This window comes from Gordonia abscondita, from assembly GCF_032711245.1.
GTDB lineage: Bacteria > Actinomycetota > Actinomycetes > Mycobacteriales > Mycobacteriaceae > Gordonia.
Genome location: NZ_CP128986.1, coordinates 3,233,397 through 3,253,333, shown reverse-complemented (window position 1 = coordinate 3,253,333; position 19,937 = coordinate 3,233,397). Strand labels below are relative to the sequence as shown.

At 66.3% G+C, this 19,937-nt stretch carries 19 protein-coding genes and 1 riboswitch; of the genes, 8 read left to right on the top strand and 11 right to left on the bottom strand.

Features of this window, described 5'->3' with window-relative positions:
- Window positions 1–36: 36 nt before the first annotated feature.
- From MP11Mi_RS15305 to MP11Mi_RS15295, 3 genes are read left to right on the top strand one after another with little or no spacing between them, the layout of a single operon-like run.
- Window positions 37–1,209 carry an LLM class flavin-dependent oxidoreductase gene (locus MP11Mi_RS15305; RefSeq protein ID WP_420039734.1) on the top strand — a complete coding sequence of 391 codons (1,173 nt, stop codon included), beginning with the start codon at window positions 37–39 and terminating at the stop codon, window positions 1,207–1,209.
- Window positions 1,210–1,248: 39 nt separating this feature from the next.
- Window positions 1,249–1,761 (top strand): flavin reductase family protein, encoded by a 513-nt coding sequence (locus MP11Mi_RS15300; protein WP_420039733.1) that lies wholly within the window; start codon window positions 1,249–1,251, stop codon window positions 1,759–1,761.
- On the top strand, window positions 1,758–2,195 hold the full coding sequence (locus MP11Mi_RS15295; RefSeq protein WP_420039732.1) for a hypothetical protein: 438 nt from the start codon (window positions 1,758–1,760) through the stop codon (window positions 2,193–2,195). Before MP11Mi_RS15300 ends, MP11Mi_RS15295 begins: the two co-directional genes overlap by 4 nt.
- 37 nt (window positions 2,196–2,232) lie before the next feature.
- On the opposite strand, the gene gcvP is transcribed toward MP11Mi_RS15295, so the two are convergent.
- The 8 genes from gcvP to secA2 all read right to left on the bottom strand — a co-directional run bounded on the left by gcvP (window position 2,233) and on the right by secA2 (window position 11,839).
- The gene (gene gcvP, locus MP11Mi_RS15290; protein WP_420042131.1) at window positions 2,233–5,130 is read right to left on the bottom strand and encodes an aminomethyl-transferring glycine dehydrogenase; all 2,898 of its coding nucleotides are present in this window, start codon (window positions 5,128–5,130) and stop codon (window positions 2,233–2,235) included.
- A 152-nt stretch (window positions 5,131–5,282) separates the two neighbouring features.
- A riboswitch (glycine riboswitch) is annotated at window positions 5,283–5,382 on the bottom strand.
- A 76-nt stretch (window positions 5,383–5,458) separates the two neighbouring features.
- Entirely contained in the window at window positions 5,459–6,064 is a 606-nt protein-coding gene (locus MP11Mi_RS15285; protein WP_420039731.1) for a MerR family transcriptional regulator, read from the bottom strand.
- Window positions 6,065–6,387: 323 nt separating this feature from the next.
- Window positions 6,388–6,909 carry a bifunctional nuclease family protein gene (locus tag MP11Mi_RS15280; protein ID WP_420039730.1) on the bottom strand — a complete coding sequence of 174 codons (522 nt, stop codon included), beginning with the start codon at window positions 6,907–6,909 and terminating at the stop codon, window positions 6,388–6,390.
- A 34-nt stretch (window positions 6,910–6,943) separates the two neighbouring features.
- Complete coding sequence (gene ftsR, locus MP11Mi_RS15275) at window positions 6,944–7,672, bottom strand: transcriptional regulator FtsR (RefSeq protein ID WP_459076868.1); 729 nt, start codon at window positions 7,670–7,672, stop codon at window positions 6,944–6,946.
- Window positions 7,669–8,127, bottom strand: coding sequence for a glycogen accumulation regulator GarA (garA, locus tag MP11Mi_RS15270; RefSeq protein WP_236996946.1), 459 nt, complete (start codon window positions 8,125–8,127; stop codon window positions 7,669–7,671). The genes ftsR and garA overlap by 4 nt, the downstream gene beginning before the upstream one ends.
- 262 nt (window positions 8,128–8,389) lie before the next feature.
- The gene (gene gcvH, locus MP11Mi_RS15265) at window positions 8,390–8,794 is read right to left on the bottom strand and encodes a glycine cleavage system protein GcvH (RefSeq protein ID WP_420039729.1); all 405 of its coding nucleotides are present in this window, start codon (window positions 8,792–8,794) and stop codon (window positions 8,390–8,392) included.
- 103 nt (window positions 8,795–8,897) lie between these two features.
- Complete coding sequence (locus MP11Mi_RS15260) at window positions 8,898–9,470, bottom strand: CDP-alcohol phosphatidyltransferase family protein (protein WP_420042129.1); 573 nt, start codon at window positions 9,468–9,470, stop codon at window positions 8,898–8,900.
- Between the two features lie 74 nt (window positions 9,471–9,544).
- Window positions 9,545–11,839: an accessory Sec system translocase SecA2 gene (gene secA2 / locus MP11Mi_RS15255; protein WP_420039728.1), complete on the bottom strand. Its 2,295-nt coding sequence runs from the start codon at window positions 11,837–11,839 to the stop codon at window positions 9,545–9,547.
- A gap of 100 nt (window positions 11,840–11,939) precedes the next feature.
- Here secA2 and MP11Mi_RS15250 point away from each other — a divergent pair, with 100 nt between their 5' ends.
- The 5 genes from MP11Mi_RS15250 to MP11Mi_RS15235 are packed head-to-tail and all read left to right on the top strand — an operon-like array spanning window position 11,940 to window position 15,248.
- A complete protein-coding gene (locus MP11Mi_RS15250; RefSeq protein WP_420039727.1) occupies window positions 11,940–12,698 on the top strand; it encodes an META domain-containing protein in 759 nt (252 codons plus the stop codon).
- A complete protein-coding gene (locus MP11Mi_RS18365) occupies window positions 12,670–12,807 on the top strand; it encodes a hypothetical protein (protein ID WP_420712887.1) in 138 nt (45 codons plus the stop codon). Before MP11Mi_RS15250 ends, MP11Mi_RS18365 begins: the two co-directional genes overlap by 29 nt.
- Window positions 12,808–12,835: 28 nt before the next feature.
- On the top strand, window positions 12,836–13,666 hold the full coding sequence (gene ppk2 / locus MP11Mi_RS15245) for a polyphosphate kinase 2 (RefSeq protein ID WP_420039726.1): 831 nt from the start codon (window positions 12,836–12,838) through the stop codon (window positions 13,664–13,666).
- 30 nt (window positions 13,667–13,696) lie between these two features.
- Window positions 13,697–14,938 carry a polysaccharide pyruvyl transferase family protein gene (locus MP11Mi_RS15240; RefSeq protein WP_420039725.1) on the top strand — a complete coding sequence of 414 codons (1,242 nt, stop codon included), beginning with the start codon at window positions 13,697–13,699 and terminating at the stop codon, window positions 14,936–14,938.
- Between the two features lie 13 nt (window positions 14,939–14,951).
- Window positions 14,952–15,248, top strand: a complete 297-nt coding sequence (locus tag MP11Mi_RS15235) for a DUF503 domain-containing protein (RefSeq protein ID WP_420039724.1) — start codon at window positions 14,952–14,954, stop codon at window positions 15,246–15,248.
- Here MP11Mi_RS15235 and MP11Mi_RS15230 read toward each other — a convergent pair.
- The 3 genes from MP11Mi_RS15230 to MP11Mi_RS15220 all read right to left on the bottom strand — a co-directional run bounded on the left by MP11Mi_RS15230 (window position 15,199) and on the right by MP11Mi_RS15220 (window position 19,877).
- The gene (locus MP11Mi_RS15230) at window positions 15,199–16,611 is read right to left on the bottom strand and encodes an MFS transporter (RefSeq protein WP_420039723.1); all 1,413 of its coding nucleotides are present in this window, start codon (window positions 16,609–16,611) and stop codon (window positions 15,199–15,201) included. The two genes, MP11Mi_RS15235 and MP11Mi_RS15230, sit on opposite strands and share 50 nt — an antisense overlap.
- 82 nt (window positions 16,612–16,693) lie before the next feature.
- On the bottom strand, window positions 16,694–17,317 hold the full coding sequence (locus tag MP11Mi_RS15225; RefSeq protein WP_420039722.1) for a hypothetical protein: 624 nt from the start codon (window positions 17,315–17,317) through the stop codon (window positions 16,694–16,696).
- 124 nt (window positions 17,318–17,441) lie between these two features.
- Window positions 17,442–19,877 (bottom strand): Tex family protein, encoded by a 2,436-nt coding sequence (locus MP11Mi_RS15220; RefSeq protein ID WP_420039721.1) that lies wholly within the window; start codon window positions 19,875–19,877, stop codon window positions 17,442–17,444.
- Window positions 19,878–19,937: the final 60 nt, after the last annotated feature.

The window sequence follows — 19,937 nt, the reverse complement described above, 5'->3', positions numbered from 1 at the left end:
CTCGACCTCTCTACCCCCGAAAAGGATCACTCCCGAATGTCTGTAAAGCTCCACTGGTTCCTGCCGACGTACGGCGATTCGCGCTTCATCGTCGGCGGCGGCCACGGTCTGCCGGCCGGTATCGCGAGCGGCGACCGCGACGCGTCGATCGGTTATCTGTCGTCAATCGGACGGGCCGCCGAGGACTTCGGCTTCACTGCCGCCCTCACACCCGCGGGCGCATGGTGCCAGGACGCCTGGCTCACCACGGCCATGGTGGCGCGCGAGACCGAGCGGCTCGGCTTCCTGGTGGCATTCCGGCCCGGACTTATCAGCCCGACACTGGCCGCGCAGATGACGTCGACTTTCGCCAAACACGCTCCGGGACGCATTCTGTTGAACGTCGTCACCGGCGGCGAGCCCGCCGAGCAGCGCGCGTACGGTGACTACCTCGACAAGGCCGCCCGCTACGCGCGCACCGATGACTTCCTGTCTATCGTGCGACGCCTGTGGAACGGGGAGACGGTCACCCACCGCGGCGAACACATCACCGTCGAAGACGCGACCATCCCGTCGCTTCCCTCCCCCGTCCCGCCGATCTATTTCGGCGGGTCGTCTCCGGAGGCAGGCCCCGTAGCGGCGCGACACAGCGACGTCTACCTCACCTGGGGTGAGCCGCCCGCGGCGGTCGCCACCAAGATCGACTGGATCCGTTCCCTCGCCGAGCAGCAGGGTCGGACGGTTCGTTTCGGCATCCGGTTGCACGTAATCGCTCGGGACACGTCCGAGCAGGCGTGGAGCGAGGCGGGACGTCTGCTGACAGCGCTCGATGAGGACACCGTCGCGAACGTGCAGTCGGGCTTGGGCCGCAGCGAGTCGACGGGCCAGGCGGCGATGCGCGCTCTGCATGAGTCGCATCGCGCGGACGGGTCGTGGAAGGATCCGCGGGCCCTCGAGGTGTATCCGGGTCTGTGGTCGGGTGTCGGACTGGTTCGCGGCGGTGCTGGCACTGCGCTCGTCGGCTCCCATGCCGAGGTCGCCGACCTGATGGCCGAGTACGCGGCGTTGGGCATCGACGAGTTCGTGCTGTCCGGCTATCCGCATCTGGAGGAGTTGTACTGGTTCGGCGAGGGCGTCATTCCGGAACTCACGCGGCGCGGCCTCTTCGACAGTTCGCGTTCGTCCTTGCCAACGACCACCGGCAACCCGTTCGTCCCCGCAGGCCGCTGATCGTCCGCGAATCGCCGCTGCACCAGAAGTTTGGAGATCATGACTCTCACAACCGATTTCACGACCGTCGGCGACCAAGCCGAGCTGCGGCGAGTGTTTGGACACTTTCCGTCCGGACTGGTGGTGATCGCCGCCCTCGGCCCGGACGGGCCGGTCGGGCTCCTCGCGTCCTCGTTCACGTCGGTGTCCTTGGACCCACCGTTGGTGTCGGTGAATATCGCCCGCACGTCGACGACGTTCCCGGTCCTCCGGAACGCCGACCATTGGGGTGTCACCGTACTGGCACGCAATCAACGCGAGGTCGCTGAACATCTGAGACGCCCGGCGTCCGAGCGGTTCGACGGCATCGACTGGGCGGCGACCGATGACGGGGCCGTCCACCTCGACGGCGCTGCCGCAGGCTTTCACACGCGTGTCGACCAGTTGGTTCCGGCAGGCGACCACGTGATCGCGCTGCTCGACGTGCACGGCCACTTCACTGCGCCGAGCGTCGACCCGCTTGTGTTCCACCACAGCCGATTCCGCCATCTCGAACAGGAGAACAACGCATGAGCACACCACGCATCGCCGTCCAAGGAGCAAACGTCGGCGGGTCCGAGTGGATCGAACTCACCGACGGCGACGGCGCGGCACCGGTCAGCCGGGTCCGCGCGCCGAGTCTCGGCGAAGCCGCCCAAGCGACGGCGCGAGCATCACATCCCGTCTTCGTCGACATCGACGTCCACCTGGCAGACACCGTACGTATCGCGTACGCCGAGTACGCCGACGCACACCCGGAATGGACGCCGGGCGCACGGACCGGAACGCTCGTCCACCCCGGTACGGTCGCGACCCTCGTCGGCCTGCTTCGCGATATCGCCATCACGGGCGTCGCCGATGGCGTCACCCTGCGCGGATCCGACGTCGCGACCCTCACCCGACAGGTGGTCGGAGAGATCGCGCCCGCGCTCGGGGTGCCCGTACGCGACCTCCTCGCCGCCAGCTGAGCCCCTCCCGGAAGGAGTATGACGGGCGGAGCGGCGCCTACTCGGCGAAGGCGTCGAGCGGCGGGCAACTGCAGACGAGGTTGCGGTCGCCGAATGCGCCGTCGATGCGGCGGACGGCAGGCCACACCTTCACCCGACCACCGGCGGACGGCAGGCCTGTCGGGTAGACGGCGGTCGCCCGGTCGTATCCGTGACTCCATTCGCCGACCAGGCATTCCGCGGTGTGCGGTGCGCCGGCGAGCGGATTGTCATCGACCGTCCACGTCCCGTCGGCGACCTTGTCGATCTCGCCGCGGATAGCGATCATCGCGTCGATGAAGGCGTCGATCTCGGCCAAATTCTCGCTTTCGGTCGGCTCCACCATCAGGGTGCCCGCCACCGGGAAGCTCATCGTCGGAGCGTGGAATCCGTAGTCGGCTAGTCGCTTGGCGACGTCGTCGACCGACACTCCGGTCTGCTTCGACAGATCACGCAGGTCGAGGATGCACTCGTGACCGACCCAGCCGTTCTCACCCGAGTACAGCACGGGGTAATACTCGCCGAGGCGACGCGCAATGTAGTTCGCGGACGCGATCGCGGTCAGCGACGCGGCGCGCAGACCTTGTGCCCCCATCATCGCGATGTACGCGTAGGTGATCGGCAGGATCGACGCAGAGCCGTACGGCGCGGCCGAGATGGTGATGCCGGTCTGGTCGAGTTCGGAAGCGAGCGGATGGCCCGGTAGGAACGGCGCGAGGTGCTCGCGGACCGCGACCGGTCCCACACCGGGTCCGCCGCCACCGTGCGGGATGCAGAACGTCTTGTGGAGGTTCAGGTGCGAGACGTCGCCGCCGAACCGCCCGGGACGCGCCAGACCGACGAGCGCGTTCAAATTCGCGCCGTCGACGTACACCTGGCCGCCTGCCTCGTGGACGGCGTCGCAGATGTCGGTCACCTCGTGCTCGAACACGCCGTGCGTCGACGGGTAGGTGATCATGATCGCCGCGAGCTCATCTCGATGCTTGTCGATCTTGGCGCGCAGGTCGTCGATGTCGACGTCACCGGTGTCCCGACTGGCCACGACCACCACGCGCAGGCCGGCCATGACGGCGGACGCGGCGTTGGTGCCGTGCGCGCTCGACGGGATCAGGCAGACGTCGCGGGTGTCGTCGCCGCGCGACCGGTGGTAGTTCCGGATGGCGAGCAGGCCAGCGTACTCGCCCTGCGAACCCGCGTTCGGCTGCAGACTCACTCGGTCGTAGCCGGTGACCGCGACGAGCCAGTCTTCCAGCGTAGTGATCAGCTCACGGATGCCTTCGGAGTCACCGAGCGGAGCGAACGGGTGCAGTCCGCCGATCTCCGGCCAGGTGATCGGCTCCATCTCAGTGGCCGCGTTCAGCTTCATGGTGCATGAGCCGAGCGGGATCATGCTGCGATCTAGCGCGATGTCCTTATCGGACAACGCACGCAGGTACCGCAGCATCGCGGTCTCCGTGCGGTAAGAGGTGAACGCCGGGTGGGTCAGGTAGTCGCTGGTCCGGTTCTCGATCGGCTCCGCGAACGACGCCGGAACCGCAGCCTGCGCGCCGAATGCGTTCAGGACGACCGCGACGTCGTCGGCGGTAGTCGTCTCGTCGCACGCGATGCTCACCCGGTCGGCGTCGACCAGTCGGAGGTTAACGCCATCGGCTTTGGCTGCCGCGACGACGTCGGCGGCGCGGCCGTTTACCCGCACGGTGACTGTGTCGAAGAACGACACGTTCTCGACGCTCAGTCCGGCACCGGTCAGTTGGTCGGCGAGACCGGCCGCGGTGTCGTGGACCCGCTGCGCGATGCCTTTGAGGCCATCCGGACCGTGGTAAGAGGCGTAGGTCGCCGCGATGATCGCGAGCAGCACCTGCGCGGTGCAGATGTTGCTCGTCGCCTTCTCCCGGCGGATGTGTTGTTCGCGGGTCTGCAATGCCAGCCGGTACGCGAGCTTGCCGTCAGCGTCCTTCGACACGCCGACGAGTCGGCCCGGCAGCTGCCGCGTCACCTTGGTATGCACTGCGAGGTAGCCCGCGTGGGGGCCGCCGAAGCCCATCGGGACACCGAACCGCTGGGTGGTGCCGAAGCACGCGTCGGCTCCAAGTTCGCCGGGTGCGGTGATCAGCGTCGCCGCCAACAGGTCGACGCCCGCGGCGACGAGCGCGCCCCGCGCGTGAGCAGCAGCGATGATCGGAGCGGCGTCGACGAGAGCACCCGAAGCCCCCGGTGTCTGAAAGATGACGCCGAAGAACTCACCGTCGGGCAGTCCTGCGTTGTCCTCGCTCGGGTCCAGGTGTGCTTCGACGACCTCGATACCGAGCGGCTCAGCGCGCGTGTCGATCACCGCGCGGGTCTGCGGGAACAGGTCGGCGTCGACCACGACGCGCGGCGACTTCGACTTGCCCGCACGACGCAGCAAGGTCATCGCTTCGGCGGCGGCCGTAGCTTCGTCGAGCATCGACGCATTCGCCACCTCCATGCCAGTCAGGTCCGAGACCATCGTCTGGAAGTTGAGAAGCACTTCCAGGCGACCCTGGCTGATCTCTGGCTGGTACGGCGTGTAGGCCGTATACCAAGCGGGATTCTCGAGGATGGAGCGCTTGATGACGGCAGGCGTGTGCGTGTCGTAATAGCCGAGGCCGATCATCGAACGGGCTACGACGTTGCGGTCGGCGAGGGCTCGCATCGCGGCGGTCGCGGCGGCTTCGCTCAGTGGAGCCGGCAGCGCGTCGAGCCCGACAGCGAGCCCGTCCGCGTCCACTCCGTCGGCGATCGTCGCGGGCACCACGTCGGCGGCGAGTTCGTTCAACGAGGAGACGCCGAGGACATCCAGGATGCGGGCGAGTTCGGCCGAGTCCGGGCCGAGGTGTCGTCGCGAGAACGGCGAGTCGGGGGCGGAGTTCGGCAGGGACGTATCCGTCACGGGCAGGACCTAACTGTCTTCAGGTCCGAGCGCTGCGCCCGGACTGGGCCCTCCCCCTCTGTCCATGCCGTCGTGCGACGCCTGAGAGATTCGGCTGCGGGTGACCGCGGCCTTTCACCGTGGGCGGACGGGCGAACCCGTCACTTTCCAGAGACGCCGTCCATGCCACGGTCCGGGTGCCTGAGAGTTTGACGGAGAGGTGTTGCTCCTTCGGCGGCCGCCCGAGATGATCGGACGACGCTCTCCCGTGGCCTAGCGACGCACGGCCAGGATACCAACAGTCATCGACGGCACCGCCGTTCGCCACGTCTGCGAACTATCGGTGCCGCGACTGCTAACCGGTCTTGCGGGTGCGATTCTTGCGGCGAGCCGCCAGTTCGTCCTCGGGCGACGACTCACTGACGCCGCCGTCTGCGCGCTCGGCCGGGAAGTCAGCGATCGTGCCAGTGAGTTCGCGCATAGCACCGGAGACCGCGATTCCGAACACTCCTTGGCCGCCTTGCAGGAGGTCGACGACCTCTTCGGCGGAGGTGCACTCGTAGACGGTTGTCCCGTCGGAGAAGAGCGTGATGCGTGCAAGGTCTTCGACTCCGCGGCGGCGGAGGTGGTCGACGGCCACCCGGATGTTCTGCAGCGAGATCCCCGTGTCGAGAAGGCGTTTCACAATCTTGAGGACGAGGATGTCCTTGAACGAGTACAGGCGCTGTGTCCCCGATCCGCCTGCGCCACGGATCGACGGCACGACGAGCTGGGTGCGGGCCCAGTAGTCGAGTTGGCGGTACGTGATGCCCGCGATCTGGCACGCCGTGGGAACCCGGTAGCCGACGAGCTCGTCGGGCACGGTGTCGTTAGGGAACAGACCCGGAGCGATGTCATCCAGACCGCCCTGAACGGGCTCGGTGACACCTTCGGTCCGAAGATCGGTCGGCTTGTCGCCCACGGTTACTCCCTCGCGCAACTGGACCCTGGCCGTGAGTCCCTTCTGCAAGGGTACTCCCGCACACGGTCGATGTGTGTTGTACCGGAGCGAAGCGCTCCGGTGTCGAGTAAGAAACTATGAGGAATGCGGCGTCTGATCAACGCAACACACCGTAAACCTCAACTTTAGGTTCAGCTGTAGGTAAACAGTGATCCAGCGGTTACTAATCCGTTACCAATGAGGCTGATGTTACTCATGTGACTGAAGTGGCGACGAAGTGCGCATTTTGTCGCCCCTTACCGGACGATCCCGTCAGGCCGCTCGCGAGCAGTGAGAGTTGCCCCTCAGCCCGCAGCGGGCCCATCCGGGCCGAGAAAGTCCTCCGGAGATATCTGATCGAGGAACTCGCGGAACGCCTCGACCTCGTCTTCGCTCGACTCCGTCGACTCCGCCTCGGCCGCAGGTGCGTCCTCGTCGGGGATCAACAGTCCTGCGTCATCGAGTACGTCGTCGGCGGCGACGATGGGCGCCCCCATCCGCATTGCGACGGCGATCGCGTCGGATGGGCGGGCTTCGACGACAACGTCCCCGTCGAAGACCATCTCCGCATAGAAGGTGCCCTCGCGCATGTCGACGATTCGCACCTCGACGAGAGTCCCGCCGAACGCCTCCACGATCCGCTCGATCAGGTCGTGGGTGAGCGGGCGAGGCGGCTCGACACCGCGCTGCTCAAGGGCGATCGACGCTGCTTCGCTCTGACCGATCCAGATCGGCAAATACCGGGGCCCGGTCACTTCGCGCAACAACAACACCGGCTGGTTCTGCGGCGGCTCCACTCGGATGCCGACGATTCGCATCTCGCCCATGATCGTGCCTCCTTGAGGGTCGTGCCGTGAAAGGTCAGTCGAGCGCGGAGCGAACGGCGGCTTTCACGAGCTGCGTGTGCAGCGTCACCGACAGTGCGGCCATCTCACGGACGAGTTCCTCGGCGCGGTCGCGCGCGCCGGTCCCCTTGCCCTTGGCGATCGGCCCCGCGATCTGCGCGACAAGCCCGGCTTCACGGTCGGCGCTCACTTTGAACGCTCGCAGGTGTCGAGTCTCGACACCGAAGTTCGCGAGCGCCGCTGCGGCCTCGACCAGACGGACCGCGTCTTCGTCGAAGAATCCGCCCGGCCCAGCGGACAGCAGTCCGTTCCGCATGAGCTCGGAGATGAAGGCCGAGTCGACACCGGTCCGCTCAATGAGCGACTCACGGGCGACACGACCACCACGCGAAGAGAAGTCTGTCGCCGGAGCGACGGCCGTCCGAGCCGACGACAGCAGTCGTGCTCCGCCTGCTGTGTCCGTCGCTTGCGCGTCAATGGCGTCCAGTTGCTCGCGGATCACCTTCAACGGAAGGTAGCGGTCCCGCTGAGCGGTGAGTACGAAACGCAGCCGCTCGCAGTCCGCGTCACTGAAGCGCCGGTAACCCGACGGCGCACGGTCCGGCGTAACGAGCCCCTCCGCCTCGAGGAAGCGGATCTTGGAGATCGTCACGTCCGGAAAGTCTTCCGACAGGACCGCGAGAACGGAGCCGATGGACATAGTCCTGTCGCCGCGCGCATCCGACCGTGCAGCCGAGGAGGTCACGATGCGGCGGTGCCGGCTTCCCCGGCGCGCGGACCGGCTAGGAACACCAGTCGGAACTTGCCGATCTGGACCTCGTCGCCGTTGGCGAGCGTCGCGGTGTCGACCGGCTCACGGTTGACGTACGTACCGTTCAGGCTGCCGACGTCGACGACCTGGAAGTCGTCACCTTCGCGACGGAACTCGGCGTGGCGACGGCTGACCGTCACATCGTCGAGGAAGATGTCGCTGTCGGGGTGGCGGCCGGACGACGTGGCCGCCTGGTCGAGCAGGAAGCGCGAACCTGCGTTCGGTCCGCGCTTGACGATGAGCAGCGCGGTTCCGGGCGACAAGCGTTCGACGCCGGTATCGCCTGGCTCAGCCGACGTCGCCGGCGCGTCGATCTCCTTGATGAACTCCTCCCGGAAGACCGAAGTCGTCTCCACAGGCGCTTCATAGCCGTTGTCGTTACCGGTCACCACATCTCCTTAACCACTGCGGTCGGCGCCCGGGATTCCGGGGTCGGCGACCACTTCGCCATTTCTCATATGCGTTCCAGATGCGTTTCGCCGCTGAAACGCACGTCGTACGGCAGGACGAACGTTCGCTCTCGAACCTACCGTCTTCTGCCCGATCGCCGCCCGGGTTGAGCGTGATTGCGCGAACTACAAAATCATATCCGCCCCCGCCGACATACGGCGGGCTCGTCGACGCTGACGTGGCAGATCGTTAGCGAATCGTTCAGCTTCCGATCACGGCCGCGTATCCTGCGGCATCGAGCAGATCGGCGAGCAGTGCGTCGAGATCGACGTCGTCGGCGACAGTGATCTCCACGAGCCACCCGTCGTCGTAGGGCGACGAGTTGACGAGCTCGGGAGCTCCCTCGAGTGCATCGTTCCCGGCCGCGATCGTGCCGTCGAGCGGACCGAAGATGTCCGAGACAGACTTGGTCGATTCGACCTCGGCGAACGACTCCCCGGTCTCGACGACCGAGTCGGTGTCCGGCAACTGGACGAACACGACGTCACCGAGCGCGTCCTGCGCGAAATCGGTGATGCCGATGCGGACCGTTTTGTCGCCCACCTTGGTCACCCACTCGTGTTCGGCGGTGTAACGCAGGTTCTCCGGGATCTTGGTATCGCTCACGGAATCTGCCTTTCTGGTTCGAGAGGAACGGAACGCCAGCCGAAGGAGGCCCCCCAACCGGATCGAGATTCGATCTTATCGCCCGGTCGGAGCCTCGGCCGCATCAGGCTGCCGAACGCCTGTCCGCACGGGGCATCGTGCGCACCACGTCGATTGTCTGGACCCAGTAGAGGACCAGCGACCACACGTACATCGCGGCGCCCCAGATCAAGAACGCCCACCCTATCGGGTAGGTGATCGTCCCGATGATGCCGTCGATGTGTCCGGCGAGAAGCCACGGGAACGAACTCATCAGGGCGAATGTCGCAGCCTTGCCGACGTAGAGGGTCGGCAGAGCGGTGACGCCACGGGCCGACAGCAACGGGACGGTCAGGAACAGCAAGACGTCGCGCGCGATGATCACGCCGATCAGCCACCACGGCACGAAGTCTCTGATGCCGAAGCAGATCGGGATGACGATCACGTACAGCCGGTCGGCCGCGGGGTCGAGGAGCGCACCGAGCTTCGATGACTGGCCGAGCCACCGGGCCAACTTCCCGTCGAGCCAGTCGGTGGCTCCGGAGACGAACAGGACCACGAACGCCCACCCAGCGGACTCCTCGACGAGCAGCAGCCAGATGAAGACCGGGATCAACAGCAGACGCGCGATGGACAACGCGTTGGGCACCGTCCAGATCGCGTCGCTGCGCCCGCCCCGTTGCGCGCCTGCGCGCTCGGAGTCGGGCCCGTCGGCCGCGCCCGAGGGGTCGGTCACCGGAAAATGCCCACGATGCCCTGGATCGCCTGCGCACCTGCCGATGCGAAGTGGTTCTCGTGCACCAGGTACGTCCAGGTCATCGTCGACCTGTGCATGTCGGCGTCCGCGAAGTCGATTCCGTCCGCAGTGATCGTGGCTGTCGTGAACGTCTCCTGCGACGCGGCCATCGCGTCGTCGACGAGTTTGGTGAACTCCGCGAAGATCAGCTTGTGGAACTCTTCGAGGGGGCTCTGCTGACCGAGGGCCCGCAAATGGATGCTCGCCTGCACGTCGGCCACGTACGCGAGGTGATCGGCCCACGCCCGGTCGAGGTGGTAGAGGACGATCTGTCGAGCGACGTCTTCGAGGACTGCGTCGTCGACCGTTTCGGACAATTCCTCGTACCGGTCGGCTTCGAGCTCCTTCAAATCGGTGAGCGCCTGGTCGGTGGTCAGGATCGCCATGCGGCGCCGAACGATTGAATTGCGCTGTTCGTTGACCTGCCGGTTGTAGTCCCACGTATTGGCGTGCAGTTGCAGCATCGAGCCCTCGGCGATGCGCTGCGACTGCTGCACGATCTCCACGCCACGCGGCCCCGTCGACCCGTGGCTATCGATCGGGCGGATGTCACGCAGGTGCGTCTGGTTCTTAGTGACGAGCGGATCCTCCAGGCTGGAGAAGAACACCGACCGGCCGGGGTCGCCCTGGCGGCCTGCGCGTCCGCGCAGCTGATTGTCCAGCCGCTCGGTCTCATAGCGTCCGGTACCGACGACGCACAAGCCGCCGAGCTCGACGACCTCGTCTCGCTCGTCGTCGTCACCCTTCGATCCGCCGAGGCGGATGTCGGTGCCGCGACCGGCCATCTGCGTGGACACGGTGACCGCGCCCTTGCGTCCGGCCTCGGCGATGATCGCAGCCTCTTCTGGGTCGTTCTTCGCATTGAGGACCACTGACGGGACGCCCGCGCGGTCGAGGAAGTACGCGAGTTCTTCCGACTGCGCAACGTCGTGCGTTCCGATGAGGACCGGCTGTCCGGTCTCGTGGGCCTCACGGACGTAGTCGACGACGGCTTCCATCTTGTTCGCCTTGTTGTCGAAGACCTGGTCCGGTTCGTCCTCGCGGACGTTCGGCATGTTCGACGGGATCTGCGAGACACCGAGCCCGTAGAACTGGCGTAACTGTTCGCCTGCCGCGATCGCGGTGCCCGTCATGCCCGCGACCCGCGGGTAACGGCCCATCAGCGCTTGCACGGTGATCGTGTCGATCACCTCGCCGGACGCGGTCGGTTTGAGGCCTTCTTTGTACTCGACGGCCGCCTGGACGCCGTCAGGCCAGCGCTGCAGTCGTGCGACGCGCCCTCGGGCAGCGTTGATCAAGTGGACTCCGCCGTCGCGCACGATGTAGTGAACGTCGCGTTCGAGCAGGTAGTACGCGTACAGCGCGACGTTGACATGGACGAGCGTCGTACCGACGTGCTCGGCGTCGTAGAGGTCGATGCCGCCGAGTGTCTCCTCGACGAACCGCGCGCCATCCTCGGTGAGCGAGACATTGCGTCCGTCGATGTCGACGTCGTAGTGCTTGCTCTTGAGGTGCGAGACGACTTCGTGGATCGCACTGTTGGGCGTGTCAGCCTCGGTCGAACCCGCCAGGATCAGCGGGACGAGCGCCTCATCGACGAGCACCGAGTCGGCCTCGTCGACGATGAGCACCTCGGGTTCGGGCGAGACCAACTCGTCCTCGTGAAGCGCGAGCTGGTCTCGGAGGACGTCGAAGCCGATCTCGTTGACCGACGCGTAGGTGACGTCGCACGCGTAGGCGACCTGCCGCTCCTCGCGTACCGAGTGCTCCGACAGCGCGCCGACGGTGACGCCGAACAGTTCGTACAGCGGCTTCATCCAGTCTGCGTCGCGCCCGGCGAGGTAGTCGTTCACCGAGACGACGTGCACATGCTTGCCTTCGAGCGCGTAGCCGATGGCCGCGATCGCGCCCGCGAGCGTCTTGCCTTCACCGGTCGCCATCTCGACGACATCGCCGTCGAGCATCCGGAGCGCGCCCTGCAGCTGGACGTCGAACGGGGTCATCGACACCGCTCGCCCGCCGGCTTCCCGGATCAGCGCGAGGAACCGCGCCCGACCCTCAGTCGTCTCAATCTCCAGATCGGCTGCGGCGTCAGCGAATTCAGCGTCAGCAAGCCCTTCGGCCCACTCGGCGTGTTCGTGCGACTGCTCGATCAAGGAGATGGACTGCGACTGATTGCGCGACGCCTGTGCGCCGAGCATGCGCCACATCGCGTTCGTGAGCTTTCCCACTAGCTACCTGTTCCTCACGTGAAATTCGTTGGCCGATCGTGATCTACCGTACGCGGCGATCATCGCGGCACGCCGGACCGACTGCACTACCGTGGCCGGTATGCCCCGCAGACGCCGCACCAACCGCCACCGAACCGCGCTCGTGCGCGCCGTCGCAACCGGCGCGGTCCTCGTCGCCGCACTCGCCGCCTGCGACTCGGGAGACGCGTCGCACTCCGACCCGGCACTGCTCACCGGCAAGACATACGTGTCGACCGATGAGACAGATGCGATTATCCCCGGCGGCGGCCCGTTGGTCCTCAGCTTCGGAACGGAGAACCGGATCAGCGCGAACGCGGGCTGCAACGGTCACGGAGGCACCATCGAATTCGACGGCGACACGCTCACCGCGGGTCCGCTGATGGGCACGATGATGGCGTGCCCGCCACCGCGCGACACAGTAGACAAGTGGGTCGCCGATCTGTTCGCCGAGCCACTCACCTGGTCGCTGGAGGGGCGGACGCTGACGTTGTCGCGCGGAAAGCTCGAAGTGACGCTCGACCAACGGGTCGACCGAGCGGTGGCGGGCACGAACTGGCGCGTCAAGTCGTTGATCTCCGACAAGGGGGTAACGACGTCCCGCACGCTGGAGTCCCTCGCGCCGACGATCGCCATCGGAGCCGACGGCACGCTGCACGGCTTCACCGGATGCAACCAGATCACCGGGGAGGCGACTGTCAGCGGATCGGGGGGGCAGCGGATCGGGGGGCAGCGGCGCAGGTGCGACGCAGACCGTCGAGTTCGAGCGGGTCGCAACCACCCGCAAGGCGTGCTCGGGCGATGCCGGCGACATCGAGCGGGCCGTCCTCGCCGTCATTGACGGCGCGGCGACGGCGACCGTCGACGGCGACCGAATGCGCCTGACGAACGTCGCCGACCCGTCGATCGGACTGGAACTGACGGTTAGACGCGAGTCCCGCGGCAAGTAATGGATCGGACACATTAGGCTTGTGCGCCATGAGTAAGAAGTCGGGCGGCGAACCGAAGCTCGCCAAGGACATCTACGAAGCCGAACTCTTCCGTCTGCAGACCGAACTGGTGGCGTTGCAGGAGTGGGTGCGGGAGACGGGTGCACGCGTCGTCGTCATCTTCGAGGGCCGCGACGCAGCAGGCAAGGGCGGCGCGATCAAGCGGATCACCGAATTCCTGAGCCCCCGCGTGTGTCATGTGTCGGCGCTGCCCGCACCGACCGACCGGCAACGCGGCCAATGGTATTACCAGCGGTACGTGGAACACCTGCCGACGAGCGGCGAGATCGTCCTGTTCGACCGATCCTGGTACAACCGGGCGGGCGTCGAGAAGGTCATGGGGTTCTGCACACCGGAGGAGCACACGCGATTCCTCCGACAGACGCCGATCTTCGAGCAGATGCTCATCGACGACGGGATCCTCCTGCGCAAGTACTGGTTCTCGGTGTCCGATGAAGAGCAGCTGCGGCGATTCCGGTCTCGCCGCGACGACCCTGTGCGCCAGTGGAAACTGAGCCCAATGGACCTCGAATCGGTGTATCGCTGGGAAGAGTATTCGCGTGCGAAGGACGAGATGATGGTCCACACCGACACGTCGTCGAGCCCATGGTACGTCGTCGAATCCGACCACAAGCGCAATGCACGACTCAATATGATCTCGCATCTACTGTCGACCATCGAGTACGAGCACGTCGAACGCGAGCGGGTCAAACTGCCCAAGCACCCCATCGAGTCGGGCAACTATCACCGGCCGCCGCGGTCACTGTCGAAATTCGTTCCAGACCATGTGGCGTCGCTCCTCGGCGACACCGAGCACTGACCAGGACAGTCGGGGGAAAGCGAACAATCCATGTCTGTCATGCCGTCCTCGCTCGCCGACGTGCGCCGGCTGAGCGAACGAGTCCGCCGCCGAGTCGACTCCGCCGACGTCGTCTATCTCGTCACCACATCGGGGTTCCCGAACTACGGTGACGAACTCATCACCGAGGCCTGGCTGCGGTATCTCGCGGTCCACCGCCCGATGGCCCGTGTGGTCGTCGACTCCCCCAGGCCCGGCCACGCCGGGCTCCTATTGCGCCACGCGAACAAGCGCGCCGTGTTCGTCGACACCCTGTGGCAGTTCGTGCACTACGCGAACAGCGATGCTCCGACCGGGGTGGACCCGGATGCTCCGTGGGAGTGGGTCGCGAACGCGGCCAGCCATCTCGGCGTGTCTCCGCGTGACGATGCAGGCGTCGACATGCTCTTGCGGGCAGGCACGATCCACCTGGTTGGCGGCGGATACATCAACTCGATGTGGCCGCACCACATGTGGCTGATCCCGGCCATCGTGGCCGTAGCGGAGACGACGGGCGCACGGGCCGTCGCCACCGGTGCCGGTCTGACCCCAGCAGTGGCCGGCCCCGCACATGTCGCGATGCTCGATGCGGTCGCCCGATTCGACGTCTTCGACGTGCGAGACGCACCGACCGCCGCCCTGCTCGTCGATGCGCCGGGCCTGTCGCGCACGGGCGACGACGCGTGGCTCTCGCCTCGCCTGCCGACATCACAGACAGCGACGAACGACGGCGTAGTGCTGTGCGCCCAGAGCGATCTGGCCGACGGGTTCGTGTGGGACGGCCGGAGTGGAGTCGACGCGCTGGCCTCGTTCGTCCGGAATGTTCTCGACGAGTGGGACGTACCCGGCTCACAGGTGAGCGTCGTCGAGTGCATTCCCGGGCACGACTACACGATTCCGACGATGCTCGCCAACCGCCTCGATGGTGCCCAGACCATCCCGTTCCGCGCCGTGTGGCATGACGGGCTCCCCGCCGGCGGCACGTGGCTGTCCACGCGCTACCACCCACACCTGCTCGCCGCCGCAGGCGGCGCGTCGGGGGTCGCGATCTCGGCCAGCCCCGACTACTACGCGACCAAGCACCAGGCGCTCGTCGAGGCCGGATCGCGGTGGACGACGCTCGCCGGCGCGATCACCACGATTCCGGACCGCCCGACCGCTGGCGGTTTCACCGCCGATGAGGTCCGTGCGAACATTGACCGCAAACGTGCGCTCGCACAGCGCCTCTACCCGGTCGGGCTTCGTCTGATGTAACGTGGTCGATCCCATGTGGATCGGTATCTTAGAGTTCGATTTCCTGCTCGGCGACGTCCACTCCCTCAAGGAGAAGCGGTCGGTCATCCGACCGATCGTCGCCGAGATTCGCCGCGGGTACGACGTCTCCGTCGCGGAGACCGGTCACCGCGAGCTTCATCGTCGGGCGGGCCTCGGCGTCGCGGTGGTCAGCGGCGACGCCTCCCACGTCACCGAGATCTTGGACGGGATCGAACGGCACGCAGCGGCGCGCCCAGAGGTCACCCTCCTGTCGGCACAGCGTCGTCTGGTGTCGTCGGCGGACTTATAGACCCGTCCTGAGGCTGCTGCGCGGAGTACTCCTCGCCAGATGCGGACGAATACTCCGCGGACACCGCGCGATATACCGGCGTGGTGAATGCGGCCAATGCCGCGATGATCGTGACAATCCCTGCGATCGCGAAGATCAACGCGAGACCGCGTCCGGGGCCGGTCCCGAACATCGGTGCGAGCACCGCGGCACCCTCGCCGTCGGCCCACGGGATCACGATGTTCTCGGCGATGGGTGCGACGAGGAACGCGGTGATCGGTGCCGCCGCTGCTTCGAAGGATCCAGCGAAACCGAATACACGACCCTGTTGAGGAAGCGGGACGACGCGTTGGATGACGGTTTGCTCTGCCGCTTCGACCACCGGCATGACGACCATGAACAGCCAGACGACGGCGACTAGCAGCCACGGCCACGCCCGAAGCCCGATCACGGCGCCGAGAACTCCGGTCACCATGACCGCGATCAGCATGGTGCGCATCGGATTCGCGCCCAGACCGAAGCGCCCGATCAGTGCGCCGCCGACCATGAACCCCGTCGCACCGAACGCGAACACGACGCCCCACATCTGCACCGAGAACAGCTCCAGCCCGTACGGGTCGAGCAGTGCCATGTGCACGCCGCCGACGAAGTTGTTGAACGTCGAAAACACGATCAACGCGAAGAGTCCGGGCACGAGGTGTACCGCACGCAACGCACCGCGGAGGTCGAACGCGCCCTGCGCATCGGACGCGGCGGGCTCCGGCTCTTCCGGCAGCGAGATCAACAGCAGGTGGAGCAGACCGGCCGTCACGAGCAGGAGCGCGATGACGATCGTCGCGCCCATCCCGAAGAAGCCGATCGACAGGCCGGAGAAGACGCTGGTCACCATGAACGACAGCCCTTGGACCGCACCAACCCAACCGTTGGCGTTGGCTCTGCGGTCGGCGTCGATCAGGATCGTGACTGTCGTCGACAGCGCGACCGAACGCATGTTCTCGACGACTGCGCCCGCCAGGACGATCGCTGCGAAGAGCCACAGCCACGGAGACGACAGACTCGCAGCCGAATCGTCCGGCATCACGATGAAGACGAGGGCCGCGAGCGAGAACATGGCGAGAGTGAACGCCGCAGATCCGCGCATCACCGCGAGCTTTCGGAACCGGTCGACGAGCGTGCCGAAACCGATGCTCGATGCCGCGATGAACAGCATGTATCCGCCACCGATGACACCCGTCGCTATCACGTTGCGGGTCTGCAGGTACAGCCAGAAGGTGAGGGCGAACCACAGATAGCTGGTAGTGAGATTGGCGAACGCGGTGTTGATCAAGATGTTCGCGAACGTGCGTTCACGCGCTCGCGCGGTTCGCCCGTTCTGGGTGCTCATGTCCAGAACATTAGGTCGCTTCGCGCATCCCGTCGAGTTGTTTTCTGGGCTGCCCGCGTGAACTTCCCGTGTTCATCCCGGGCTATTGGGTGACGCGGAATCCGTCGATGATCGCCTGCTTCGCCGAGATGTAACTCGGGTCGTCAGGATCGGCGCTCTGCAACGTGAGCGTCGCCGTCGTCGATGTCGGCCGGCCGGGCACGCTGACCAGGAGCGTCGTGACCGAAGTGATCATCGGTTCCTGCGTCGACGCCTTCATCCGATAGTCGATCAGCACGCTCGGGTACCCACACGTCGTCGATGAGGGCTGCCGAGAGACGCTGTCGGCCACCGCGATCTTCTTGAGCGACGCGATCTCTCGATCGAACTCGGCCTCACCTGACACCGCTGATGTCCCGACGAGGACAACCGCGTTAGAGGTGAAACCTTCCACGGTGAGCGACGGATCGGCCACCGTGAGACGAATCGTGGCGCTGTCGAGGTCGGTGAGTTGGGTCCAACCCTGGATCTTCGGAACACTGAACTCCGGTTCGCCGGACTCCCGATTCGCCGAGAAGTACTCGCCGGAGCCTTGGGCGCAGTGCGACGGCGTCGAGCCGCCGTCGGCAGAAGATGCTGAATCCGACTCCGATTCGCTACCGCATCCGGCGACGAGGAGCGCGGCGGCGGCGACCACTAGATACGACCCGAACCGTGTGAACGTCATGTCTTTCCCAACTCTGCTCCCCCGCCCGACTTCGCTGACACGTATTCGACCCGATGCAAGCACTTCGAGCAAGTTAGACCCGTATCCGAGCCAAGACTATGACAACGAACCCATCGAAGCGACGTCAGCGGCCGAAGCCCGCGTCGCGTAGAGCCTGAGCCATGGAGCCGCTGACCGTCCTGTCGTCGCGACGGCGGCTCTGACCGTCGGCCTTTCGGGCTCCGCCGTTCTGACCTGCAGGGCCGTTCTGACCTGCAGGGCCGTTCTGACGTGCAGGGCCGTTCTGACGTGCAGGGCTGTTCTGACGCGTGGGGCCGTTCTGGCCTGCGGGCTTGTTGCCGCCCCGCTTCTGGCCACCGCGCGGCTGCTTATCCCCCGGCTCGTCGTTCAATCGCAAAGACAGACCGATGCGCTGTCGGTCAACATCGACCTCCATCACCTTCACCCGAACCACCTGGCCGGATCGCACGACGTCGTGTGGGTCGGAGACGAACGAGTCGGACATCGCCGAAACGTGGGCGAGCCCATCCTGGTGCACTCCGACGTCGACGAACGCGCCGAACGCCGCGACATTCGTGACAACCCCTTCGAGCACCATCCCGGGCTTCAGGTCGGAGACCTTCTCCACCCCGGACGCAAACGTCGCCGTCTCGAACGCGGGACGCGGGTCGCGGCCAGGCTTCTCCAGTTCGCCGAGGATGTCGCTGACGGTCGGCACCCCGAACCGGTCGTCGGCGAACGACTCCGGCTTCAGGCCGCGCAAAGTCTTGCCGTCGCCGATAAGGTCGTCGAGGCCACGGCCCGTGCCGTCGAGGATCCGGCGGACCACCGGGTACGACTCCGGGTGGACGCCGGACGCGTCGAGCGGATCGGCTCCCCCACTGATCCGGAGGAAGCCCGCACACTGCTCGAACGCTTTCGGTCCGAGCCGGGGGACGTCAAGCAGCCCGCGTCGGCTGTCGAACGCGCCGACTTGGTCACGGTGCGCGACGATCGCGGTCGCGAGCCCCGGCGTCACACCGGACACCCGTGCCAATAGCGGAGCCGACGCGGTGTTGAGGTCGACGCCGACCGCGTTCACCGCGTCTTCGACGACCGCGTCCAGGCTCCGCGCAAGTGTCGCGGGAGCTACGTCGTGCTGGTACTGGCCGACGCCGATCGACTTGGGATCGATCTTGACCAGTTCGGCGAGTGGATCCTGCAGGCGGCGCGCGATCGACACCGCACCCCGAATGGAGACGTCGAGTTCGGGCAACTCCTGCGAGGCGTACTCGGACGCCGAGTACACCGACGCGCCCGCCTCGCTGACCACAGCCTTCGCCGGAGGCTTCGCCCCAGCTTTCGCGATATCGGCGACGAGTTCGGCAGCGAGGGCATCGGTCTCGCGGGACGCGGTGCCGTTGCCGATGGCGATCAACTCGACATCGTGGCGAGCGACCATCGCGGCGAGTTCGGCCTTCGCCCGATCCCACTTCTTCGCGGGCTGATGCGGATAGATCGTACCGGTGTCGACGACCTTGCCGGTCGCATCGACCACCGCGACCTTCACTCCGGTTCGGAAGCCCGGGTCGAGCCCCAGTGTGGACCGTGTCCCGGCGGGCGCCGCCAACAGCAGGTCTTTCAGGTTGGTCGCAAAGACGGCGACCGCCTGCTCTTCAGCACGCTGCCGTAGCCGCATCCGTGCCTCGATCGTCGCGGTGATCATCAGTTTGGTGCGCCACGCCCAACGGACGGTCGCGCCGAGCCACGCGGTCGCTTGGCCAGGGTTCGCTCGGTCGACGCCGAGGGTCTGCGCGACGAGCGTCTGGTACGGCTCGTCGTCACCGCCGTCGAACGTCAGGGTGAGTGCCTCCTCCTTCTCCCCGCGCAGCACCGCGAGCACGCGGTGCGACGGCATGGCGTCGAGGGGTTCGGAGAACTCGAAGTAGTCGCGGAACTTCTGCGCGGCCTGGTTCTGCTCGGCCCCGCTGCGCACCGCGGTGCACACCCGGCCTTCCGCCCAGAACCGCGTTCGGACGGCGCCGACCAGTTCGGCGTCCACCGACGCACGTTCGATCAGGATGTGCCGAGCGCCGTCGAGTGCCCCCGCCGTATCGGCGACGTCGCCGGTCACGTACGCGGCGGCCGCGTCTTCTGGCGTGAGCGACGGGTCGGCGAGCAGCGCGTCAGCGAGGGGCTCGAGACCGGCCTCACGAGCGATCTGCGCCTTGGTCCGACGCTTCTGCTTGTACGGCAGGTAGATGTCTTCGACGCGAGCCTTGGTGTCCGCCGCAAGTAGGGACGCCCACAGGGTGTCGGTGAGTTTTCCCTGTTCGTCGATGGACGCGATGACGGCGGCACGCCGCTCGTCGAGTTCCCGCAGATACCGGAGACGTTCGTCGAGCAGTCGAAGCTGGGCATCGTCGAGACTGCCGGTCGCCTCCTTGCGGTAACGAGCGATGAACGGAACGGTCGAGCCGTCGTCGAGCAGGGCCACTGCGGCTGCGACGCGGTGCTCGCTCACTCCGAGCTCGTGGGCGATGCGGGCGTTGACGGACTCGGCGGGCACTGTTGTGGTCACCGAAAGCAGGCTACCGAACACGCCCGTCGACCGAGGCGACGGGCGACCCGGCGAGCTATC